Source organism: Binatus sp. (SeqCode) (assembly GCF_050013435.1).
Taxonomy (GTDB): domain Bacteria; phylum Desulfobacterota; class Binatia; order Binatales; family Binataceae; genus Binatus.
This window is the reverse complement of the sequence record NZ_JBEKFG010000013.1, coordinates 47,731-57,427: the sequence shown is the minus strand read 5'-3', so window position 1 is coordinate 57,427 and position 9,697 is coordinate 47,731. Positions and strand designations below refer to the sequence as shown.

The window sequence follows — 9,697 nt, the reverse complement described above, 5'->3', positions numbered from 1 at the left end:
AAGCGGCCAGGAGGGTTACGGGTTCGATGACGCCTAAACAAGTTCTGCAAATGATCAAGGATAAGGGCGTGGTGATGGTCGATGTGAAATTCATCGATCTGCTCGGCACGTGGCAGCATTTCACTGCTCCGATCTCCGAGTTCAAGGATGAAGCGCCGTTCGACGAAGGGCTGGGCTTCGACGGGTCGTCGATTCGCGGCTGGCAGGCGATCGACAACAGCGACATGCTGGTGATTCCCGATCCGGATACGGCAGTGATGGATCCTTTCACCAAGGATCCCACGTTGAGCATCATCGCCAACATCTCCGATCCGATCACCCGCGCCGACTACACGCGCGACCCGCGTAACATCTCGCGCAAGGCCGAAGCCTATCTAAAGACCACCGGCATCGGCGACGCGGCGTTCTTCGGACCCGAGCCGGAGTTTTTCATCTTCGACTCGCTGCGCTACGACACGACGCAGAATTCGAGCTACTACTACATCGACTCGAACGAAGGTAACTGGAACAGCGGGCGCGAGGGCGCGGTCAAGGAAGGCGCGAACCTGGGCTTCAAGGTCAAGAACAAAGCCGGCTACTTCCCGGTACCGCCGGTGGACACCCTGCAGGACATTCGCACCGAGATGGTGCTGGAGATGGAGCGGGTAGGTATCCGCGTCGAGAAACAGCATCACGAAGTCGCCACGGCCGGCCAGGCTGAAATCGACATGCGCTTTCAGACGCTGACCAAAATGGCCGACTGGCTGACCTGGTTCAAATACATCGTCAAGAACGTCGCGGTGCGCCATGGGATGACTGCCACCTTCATGCCCAAGCCGATCTTCGGCGACAACGGCACCGGCATGCACACCCATCAGAGCATCTGGAAGGGCGACACGCCGCTGTTCGCGGGCAACGGCTACGCGGGGATGTCGGAACTCGCGATGCACTACATCGCCGGCATCCTGCATCACGCGCCGACGATCGCGGCCTTCACCAATCCGGGCACGAACTCGTATCGCCGGCTGGTGCCGGGCTTCGAGGCGCCGATCAACCTGGCGTATTCGTCGCGCAACCGCTCGGCCTCGGTGCGAATCCCGATGTACTCGCCGTCGCCGAAGGCCAAGCGAATCGAAGTACGCTTCCCCGACCCGACCTGCAATCCGTACATCGCATTCTCCGCGATGCTGATGGCGGGGATCGACGGAATTCAGCGCCGCCTCGATCCGGGACAGCCGCTCGACAAGGACATCTACGCACTTACCCCGGCCGAGCTGGCCGAGGTGCCGAGCATGCCCGCGTCGCTCGAGGAATCACTGGGCAACCTGAAGAAGGATCACGAGTTCCTGCTCAAGGGCGACGTCTTTACGGAGGACCTGATCGAGACCTGGATCGATTACAAGATGGCGAACGAAGTCAGCGCGATTCGTCTGCGGCCGCATCCGTACGAATTCGCGCTCTACTACGACGCGTAAGCGCGGACCGTCAATCGTAAGATTGAAGGCGGCGGGCCGTTCCGGCCCGCCGCTTTTTTGCGCGCTGGATTGGATTGGTATGGAAGCGGCTATTTCGACTTAGCCTTGATCGACTGGCTTGTCGCGTGCGAGCGCTTCGACTTTTTCGAGCCGCTCCTGCAGCTTCTTATTGTCGTCGCGAAGCTTGTCGAGGTCTTCGCGCAATCTTTGGCCTTCCTCGACGCGGCTGCGGCCCTCGCCGATCGATGCGATCGCGTCGCTGGCATGGCGCTGCACGCGGCCGTCGAGATCGCGATCGGCCAGGCGCCGCAGCGCGGGTAGCGCACGCGGATCGCCGATCTCGGCGAAAGCCGACGGGATGCGCATCCGCACCATGAACTCGCGATCGTCGGCGAGCGGAGTCATGAAATCGAGAATTTCGGCGCGCCGGTTGTCTTTGAGCGCCGCAAATCGCGCCAGCGCGCCCACCGCGGCTACGCGGGCCCGCGGCGGCCGGCCGTAGGCCGAGAACTCGCGGGCGATATCGATCGCGCGTTCGTCGCGTAGCTCGGCCATTCCGGCTATCGCGTGCGTTCGTATCACTTCGAGATACGAGTCGCGCCCAAGAGCCTCGGACAGATGGGCGAAGGCGCGTTCATCGCGCGTCTTGCCAAGCGCGAGGACCGCCTCGGCCTCGACGAAGTAGCTTGCGTCGCCGGTGGCGACGATGCCGGCAAGCGCGGACGCCGCGCGCGCGTCGCCGCGAAAATTGCCGAGCGCGCGCACGACCGCGCGCCGCGCTTTGGGATGCGGCAGCTTGAGTCCTTCGAGCAGCGCGTCGAGGGCGGCGGCGGTGCGAATTGTACCGAGCGCGGCGGCTGCATCGGCCTGCACGCCCCAGAACTTATCGGTGAGCATCGCGTCGCGGATTGCCGCGCTGGCTTGCGGGCTGCCCTCGACGCCGAGCTCGCGAGCGGCTGCGCCACGGCCAATCGCTTCGGGAGCGTGGCGCAGTTCGGTTTCGAGCGCCTCGCGTCCGCGCTTGTGCTTGAGGGTCTTGAGGATGTCGTGTTCGGGATCGAAGCGCACCGCCTTGGGCGCCTTGTCCATGACAAAATTGAAGACCTGCTCGCGGTCCTTTATTTCCACGCGGTGGCGCGTTTCACGGCCCTGCGCGTCCATCAGCGCAATCGTGACGGGAAAGCTGAACGCGGAAGCGATCGTGTCGCCCGTCTTGTGCGTCTGCTTGACCGTGACGCTGAGCAGTTTTTTCTTGTCGTCGAAGGAACTCGAGACTTCGATTTCGGGATGCCCTTCCTTGTACACCCACTGGTCGAAGAAAAAGTCGAGGTTGCGGCCGGTGGTGTCCTCGAACGCGCGCTGCAGATCCTGCGTGATGACGTTGGCGCCGCGATGCCGGGTGCAATAGAGGTTGAGCGACTTGAAGAACAGATCGTCGCCGCTGACCCGGCGGATCATGTGCAGGACCAGGCTGCCTTTTTCGTAGAGATGGCGATCGAACAATTCGATCGGCGTGCGATACCGGTTGCACACGATCGGCCGGCGGTAGTGGTTGGCGTCCTCGTCGAGATAGCCCTCGCGATCCTGCCGGACATTCCACGCGAACTCGTCGGCGCCGAGATTCTCTTCGCACCAGAGCGCCTCGAAATAAGTCGCGAAGCCCTCGTTGAGCCACGCGTGCGCCCAATCGCGGCAGGTCAGCAGGTCGCCCCACCATTGATGAGCGAGCTCGTGCGCGACCAGCGGATCGCTCTTGAAGTCCAGATGCGCGCGCGCGTCGTGAAGCGTGCTGTCGGTTTGCGTGGTCGCCGACGTGTTTTCCATCCCGCCGAAAATAAAATCGCTGACCGCGACCTGCGCATACTTGGCGTAAGGATAGGGAACGCCGATCACGCGCTCGAAAAACTGGATCATCTTCGGCGTGTTGCCAAACGCGCGGCGCGCGTCGTCCTCGCGGCCGGGTGCAACGTAGTAGGTGACGGGGACGCTACCCGCCCGCTCTTCGATCATCGCGAACTCGCCGGCCGCCAGCGTGATCAGATATGCGGAGTGCGGCACGTCATGACGCCAGTGGAAGGTGCGGGTCTTCGCCGTGGCGTCCGAGGATGTGCCGACCAGCGCGCCGTTGGAAATCGCGGTGAATTGTTCGGGTACGGTGGCGACGATTTCGCTGGTGGTTCGATTGTTGGGGTAGTCGTAGCACGGGAACCAGTAGCGCGAGTCCTCGTCTTCGCCCTGCGTCCAGGCTTGCCGGGGCTTGTTCGGATACTCCGGGTCGGGGCCGACAAAATAGAGTCCGCGGCGCGGCTGACCCGCGTAGTCGATCGCGATCTCGATCTCTTCGCCGGTTCCGATAGCGCGCGGCAGCGCGATCCGCAGCTTGCCGTCGCAGCTCTCGAAGCTGGCGGGTTCGCCACCAGCGCGGAAGGCGCTGGCGCGGACGGCGCGAATCTCCAGCTCGGTGGCGTCGAATTCCAGGCGCTCGAGCGGGCCGGCGATCGCGGAGAGCCGATGGGTCGCGGTGCCGGTGATCTTTTTCGCGTCGAAGTCCAGCCGGACTTCGAGCTTGATATGCTTGATGTTGGCGTCGCGATCGCGCGCCCATTTTGGCTCGACGTGCTGCGGCTGAAACGCGCGTCGTCCACGTGCGAAGCCGACGCTGAAGGCGTCGCGATCGCCAAGTTCCATCGCCAATTGATCGAGAAATCGCGGCTTGTGCATGCCGCTGATGTTATGAACCGAACTGGCGGCGCGCAAACGCCAACGTTCAGCGCTGGTTCAGTTTCGATGAAATGGACCAAATCCCTGTGACTCCTGAAGCCGGGTTTCAGGCCGGATTTTGGGGATGAACTAATTCAGCCTGACCCCGCCGGATTTGGCGTGCTATGCGTACGCTATGGTCAACCGCCAGGATGCCCTGTACTCGCCCGGCTCGCCCGAAATCGGACGACGCCTGCTCGCGGCAGAAATAATTTTTGACGGAACAAAACTACCGGTAGAGCCAAGCCGTCCCAAAACTACTACCGATGGTATAAATTCCTCTTTTCCGCCCTTTTTGATCAATCAGAATCGCGGCCTTTATCGCACCCGTCGCAGTCCTCAGGTTGAAAAGCTGAACCAGTACCCTTCTTTTGCGCGCGCTGATTCGGCGCGATCCTGTGAACCGAACTGGCGGCGCGCAAACGGCAACGTTCAGCCGATTTCCACGATGACGGCTTCGTTCGGGGCCAGCCGCAGGGTAGATTTCGTGGACCCGGCCCGGCCAGCCGCGATCGTGCTCAGCAGGATCATCCCGGCGGGCAAATCGATCTCGCGTGGCTCGGCGCTGAAATTCAGCGCGACGACCAGCCAACTATGCGGCGGACTGATTGCCTCAGGCACTCCCCTGGGTGCGTCCGGTCCGGGGATTTTTTGCGCTTCAGGCAGTCGCCGCGGCGGCGTGACGGCGGACGTGGATTTTGCTTTGGCGCTTGCGCGTGCGGGCGATGTCGTAGGACGACTGCATCCGCATCAGCGTTTCCATTTTCGGGCCGAAGGCCTTTTCGATCCGCAGGGCCATGTCGCCGGACAGGTCCGACTTGCCGTTGAGCAGGGTCGACAGCGTCGGGCGCGAAACGCCGAGCGCTTCGGCGGCAGCGGTCACGGAAAGGCCGAGCGGCTCGATAACTTCACAGCGGATAAATTCGCCGGGGTGCGGCGGGTTCAGCATGCGCATGGTTTCCTCCTTCAATGGTAGTCCTCAAGGTTCAAGTCGCAGATTTCGTTTTCTTCGATGCGCAACGTCAGCCGCCAGTTCGGCGTGACGTGCAGGCTCCAGACGCCCCTGCGGCCGCCGGTCAGCCGGTGGGCTTTCCACACCGGGATCGTTCGCAGTTCGTCTTCGCTTTCCATGTCCTGCAGGAAGGCCAGCATCATACGGAGCTTGTTCACGGTTGCGGCCGACACGCCGTTGGGGCTGCCTTCCGTGTAAAGGCGTTTGACGCCCTTGTGAATGATGTTCCGTATCTTCGTGTGATAAGTGTAGCCTAACGGGCTACACTCGTCAACGGCAGTCGCCGGGTACTGGTTCTCGATATCCCGGCTGTTACTGATCGACTGCTCATAATGCCAGCCGGGTCCGCGTAGATAAGCGCAAAGCGGCATTGACGCAGGTGGCGCGGCGCGCAAACGGCAACGTTCAGCCGATTTCCACGATGACGGCTTCGTTCGGGGCCAGCCGCAGGGCGGAGGTCGTGGACCCGGCCCGGCGAGCGGCGATCGTGCTCAGCAGGATTATCCCGGCGGGCAAATCGATCTCGCGTGGCTCGGCGCTGAAATTCAGCGCGACGACAATATGCTGCGCGCGCGTCTCGCGATGGAACACCAGACAATCTTCGGGCGCGCCATCGAAGGCGTGATAGCCGCCCTCGGTCAGCGCCGGCGTTGATTTGCGGATCTGGATCAGCCGGCGATAGAGCGAGAGCATCGAGTGCGGATCGTTCATCTGGCGCGCGACGTTGATCGCCTCGAAGTCTCCGCACGGCAGCCAGGTCCTCGCGCTCGCGGAGAATCCGCCGTTGCGCGCGCCCGACCATTGCATCGGCGAGCGGCAGCCGTCGCGTCCGACCGGATCGAGTTTGCGATCGGCGGGGATTTCCGCGTCGCGCATCCCGATTTCTTCGCCGTAGTAAATGAAGGGCGTGCCGCGCAATGCAATCATCATCACCGCGGCGACGCGAGCGCGCGCATCACCGTCGCCACCGTACGAGTAGCGCGAGATATGACGCGGGAAATCGTGGTTCGAGAGCGTCCAGGTGGGCCATGCGCCGGGTCCGAAGGATTTTTCAGTCAGCTCGATCGCGGCGCGGAAGCGGCGCGCGTCGTAGCGCGCGAGCAGAAAGCGGAAGTTGAACCCGAGCTGAAGTTCGTCGGGCCGCAGATAGTCCGCCAGCCGTTCCTGCTCGCGCGGCCACGTCTCGCCGACCATCATCCGATCTTCGTAACTGTCGGTGACGCGCCGCAGCCCGCGAATGATTTCGTGAACCTCGGGCCGGTCCGAACTGTACAGCGGATCCTGCGTGCCCTCCGCGTACCATGGGATGTCGGGGTCGTGCTTGACGCGCACCGGGTTGTCGCGGAGCTGGTCGTCCTTGATGAGCCCCTGGATTACGTCGATGCGAAAACCGTCAGCGCCGCGATCCAGCCAGAAGCGGACGACGCCGTGGATTGCCTCGACCACTTCCGGATTGCGAAAATTCAGGTCCGGCTGCTGCTCGAGGAACATGTGCAGGTACCATGATGCGGTGGCGGGGTCGTACTTCCACGCATCGCCGCCGAAGTAGCTCTGCCAGTTGCTGGGCGGGCGATCCGGCGTCCCGGGAATCCAGATGTACCAGTCGCGTTTGGGATTGACCCGCGACCCGCGCGACTCGACGAACCATGGATGCTGATTCGAGGTATGGTTGGGCACCAGGTCAACGATCACGCGGATCCCGCGCCGATGCGCCTGTGCGACCAGGCGATCGAAGGCGGCGAGATCACCGAGCTCCGGGTGGACGCCGCAGTAGTCGCTGATGTCGTAGCCCCAATCGTCCAGCGGCGACGGATTGATGGGGTTCAGCCAGATGGCGTCGATGCCGAGCGAGTTCGGCGTGCCGTCATTGAGATAGTCGAGATGCGCGGTGACGCCGTCGAGATCGCCGATGCCGTCTCCGTTCGAATCGGCAAACGAGCGCGGATAGATCTGATAGAAGACGGCGCGCTGCCACCAGCCAGGATTCGGGTTTTGTCCGATCACTTGTCCGTGAAGCCCAGCTCGTTGAGCCGGTCGCGCGCGTCTTTGGCGGCGTCGCGATGAACCATCAGGCGGGTCGGGACCGCTGAGGTCATACCGAGCAGCCGCGACGATCCGGCGTCGAACACGAACGACTCGATGCCGGCTTCGTTCAGGTAGTCATGAGCCATCCGAACCGGTGTCGGATCGATGCTGGCGAATACTTCCTCGAGTTCCGATGGATCGGGTAGTTCTGTTCCGGGCATTTGGTTCCTTTCCGGGTCGCGACGCGCTCAATTGGCGGAAGGCGATGCGGACGTCATTCCCTTCACCCGATTATAGATGAGGGCCGCGCCGCCGACTACCAACAGTATCGCGATCAATGCGTCGAAGCGATGAAAATACGGCGCGAGATCCTTCCAGTGCTGCCCGAGCTTCATCCCGCCGTAGGCCAGCGCGAGACACCATATGTATGACCCAAGCAGCGTGTAGATGGTGAACGGCACGAGCTTCATCCGCGACACGCCCGCCGGAAATGCGATAAAGGTGCGCACCACCGGGATCATCCGGCTCCAGAAGACGGTGTGCGAACCCCATCGCGCGAAAAAGCGGTCGGCGGATTCGAGTTCATGCTGAGCGATGAGGACGTAACGGCCGTAGCGCTCGATGAACGGGCGCCCGCCCCACGAGCCGACGAAATACGCCACGTACGAGCCGAGCAGGCATCCGATGGCGCCCGCTATCGCGACCATGTTCAGACCGAACCGGCCCGTGGCGACCAGGTACCCCGAGAACGGCATGATGATTTCGGAGGGCAGCGGGATGCATGCGCTTTCGATCGCCATCATCAGGACAACCCCGCCGTACCCGAGCGCGGAGATCGTCGCGATGATGAAGATGGAGAGATCGGAAATTATTTTATCGAGCATTTTTCCCAAGCGCGCTTATTGCGAAAGCGCAAGCGCACACAGTGGCACGGCGCGGCAGCGGTTGCGAGGCGCCGGGCAGTCAAAAAGAGCCATCTCGGAGCGCTGGACAACTAATGCTGCATGCTTGTATATATTTATATATCTAATAGATATTTTCATACCTTGAACCAAAATGCCGCGAATGAGAACGTTATAAACTACGTGAGGTCGCACCAATGGCAAACAACTCGTTGACAATTACCGACAATCGAACCGCCAAGAAGTACGAGATACCCATCGAGGAGGGCGGAGTGATTCGCGCGATGGATTTGCGTCAAATCAAGACCGGCGCCGAAGACTTCGGCTTGATGACCTACGATCCGTCGTTCGGCAACACTGCGTCGTGCCGCAGCCGGGTTACCTTCATCGACGGCGACAAGGGAATACTGCGCTATCGCGGTTATCCGATCGAAGAACTCGCCGAGAAAAGCAACTACCTCGAGACCGCGTACCTGATCGTCAAGGGTGAGCTGCCGGACCAGGAGCATTACGAGCGCTGGAAGCACAACATCACGATTCACACGATGGTGCACGAGAATATCAAGATGTTCATGGAGGGCTTCCGCTACGACTCGCATCCGATGGGAATGTTGCTCAGTACCGTCGGCGCGCTCTCGACCTTTTATCCCGACGCCAGCAATATTCACGACCTCGAATCGCGCCGGCTGCAGACCCGCCGCCTCATCGGCAAGATGCCGACCCTGGCGGCGTTCGCGTTTCGCCATACCCGGGGACTTCCTTACGTCTATCCCGACAACGAGCTCAGCTACACCGGCAATCTGCTTGCGATGCTGTTCAAAATGACCGAGCTCAAGTACAAGCCGGACCCGGTGCTCGAGCGCGCGCTCGACGTGCTGTTCATCCTGCACGCGGATCACGAGCAGAACTGCTCCACCAATGCGATGCGCGCGGTCGGAAGCTCGCAGCCCGATCCCTACGCGTGCGCGGCCGCTGCTATCGGAGCGCTTTACGGCCCCCTGCACGGCGGCGCGAACGAAGCTGCTATCCGGATGCTCATGGAAATCGGTTCGGTGTCGGCCATTCCCGCGCTGATCAAGAAGGTCAAGGAGGGCGAGCGCCGGCTGATGGGTTTTGGCCATCGAGTGTACAAAAACTACGATCCGCGCGCGAAAATCCTCAAGCACTTTGCGGCGCAGGTGTTCGAGGTGACCGGCCGCAATCCGCTGATCGACATAGCGGTAGAGCTCGAACGAATCGCGCTCCAGGACGACTATTTCATCTCGCACAAGTTATATCCCAACGTCGATTTCTATTCGGGGATAATCTACCAGGCGATGGGCTTCCCGATGACGATGTTCCCGGTGTTGTTCGCGATCCCGCGCATGTCCGGATGGATGGCGCAGTGGGCCGAGATGGTGCGCGATACCGAACAGAAGATCGCGCGCCCGCGCCAGGTTTATATCGGCGAAGCGACGCGGCACTACACCGGGATACAGTCGCGGCCCAAGCCGACTGTGCACGAGGATGCGGTTAGCGAGGCAATCTAACCTCAGTCGGATGAT

Annotated in this window: 9 protein-coding genes; 2 read left to right on the top strand and 7 right to left on the bottom strand. The window is 61.7% G+C overall.

Annotated elements, in window-relative coordinates; translation table 11 throughout:
• Window positions 1-26 precede the first annotated feature (26 nt).
• Window positions 27-1,454, top strand: coding sequence for a type I glutamate--ammonia ligase (gene glnA, locus ABSB13_RS04550; protein ID WP_428105842.1), 1,428 nt, complete (start codon window positions 27-29; stop codon window positions 1,452-1,454).
• 99 nt (window positions 1,455-1,553) lie between these two features.
• Here glnA and ABSB13_RS04545 read toward each other — a convergent pair whose 3' ends face one another.
• The 7 genes from ABSB13_RS04545 to ABSB13_RS04515 all read right to left on the bottom strand — a co-directional run bounded on the left by ABSB13_RS04545 (window position 1,554) and on the right by ABSB13_RS04515 (window position 8,135).
• Window positions 1,554-4,175: a DUF3458 domain-containing protein gene (locus ABSB13_RS04545; protein ID WP_428105839.1), complete on the bottom strand. Its 2,622-nt coding sequence runs from the start codon at window positions 4,173-4,175 to the stop codon at window positions 1,554-1,556.
• Window positions 4,176-4,646: 471 nt separating this feature from the next.
• On the bottom strand, window positions 4,647-4,835 hold the full coding sequence (locus ABSB13_RS04540; protein ID WP_428105838.1) for a DUF3459 domain-containing protein: 189 nt from the start codon (window positions 4,833-4,835) through the stop codon (window positions 4,647-4,649).
• 37 nt (window positions 4,836-4,872) lie between these two features.
• Window positions 4,873-5,169, bottom strand: a complete 297-nt coding sequence (locus ABSB13_RS04535; protein ID WP_428105841.1) for a HigA family addiction module antitoxin — start codon at window positions 5,167-5,169, stop codon at window positions 4,873-4,875.
• Between the two features lie 11 nt (window positions 5,170-5,180).
• Window positions 5,181-5,597 carry a type II toxin-antitoxin system RelE/ParE family toxin gene (locus tag ABSB13_RS04530; RefSeq protein ID WP_428105837.1) on the bottom strand — a complete coding sequence of 139 codons (417 nt, stop codon included), beginning with the start codon at window positions 5,595-5,597 and terminating at the stop codon, window positions 5,181-5,183.
• 34 nt (window positions 5,598-5,631) lie between these two features.
• The gene (locus ABSB13_RS04525; protein WP_428105835.1) at window positions 5,632-7,230 is read right to left on the bottom strand and encodes an alpha-amylase family glycosyl hydrolase; all 1,599 of its coding nucleotides are present in this window, start codon (window positions 7,228-7,230) and stop codon (window positions 5,632-5,634) included.
• Window positions 7,227-7,472: a putative signal transducing protein gene (locus ABSB13_RS04520; RefSeq protein ID WP_428105833.1), complete on the bottom strand. Its 246-nt coding sequence runs from the start codon at window positions 7,470-7,472 to the stop codon at window positions 7,227-7,229. Before ABSB13_RS04520 ends, ABSB13_RS04525 begins: the two co-directional genes overlap by 4 nt.
• A gap of 27 nt (window positions 7,473-7,499) precedes the next feature.
• The gene (locus tag ABSB13_RS04515) at window positions 7,500-8,135 is read right to left on the bottom strand and encodes a DedA family protein (RefSeq protein WP_428105831.1); all 636 of its coding nucleotides are present in this window, start codon (window positions 8,133-8,135) and stop codon (window positions 7,500-7,502) included.
• Window positions 8,136-8,350: 215 nt separating this feature from the next.
• On the opposite strand from ABSB13_RS04515, the gene ABSB13_RS04510 reads away from it, so the two are divergent.
• Window positions 8,351-9,682, top strand: a complete 1,332-nt coding sequence (locus ABSB13_RS04510; RefSeq protein WP_428105829.1) for a citrate synthase — start codon at window positions 8,351-8,353, stop codon at window positions 9,680-9,682.
• Window positions 9,683-9,697 lie beyond the last annotated feature (15 nt).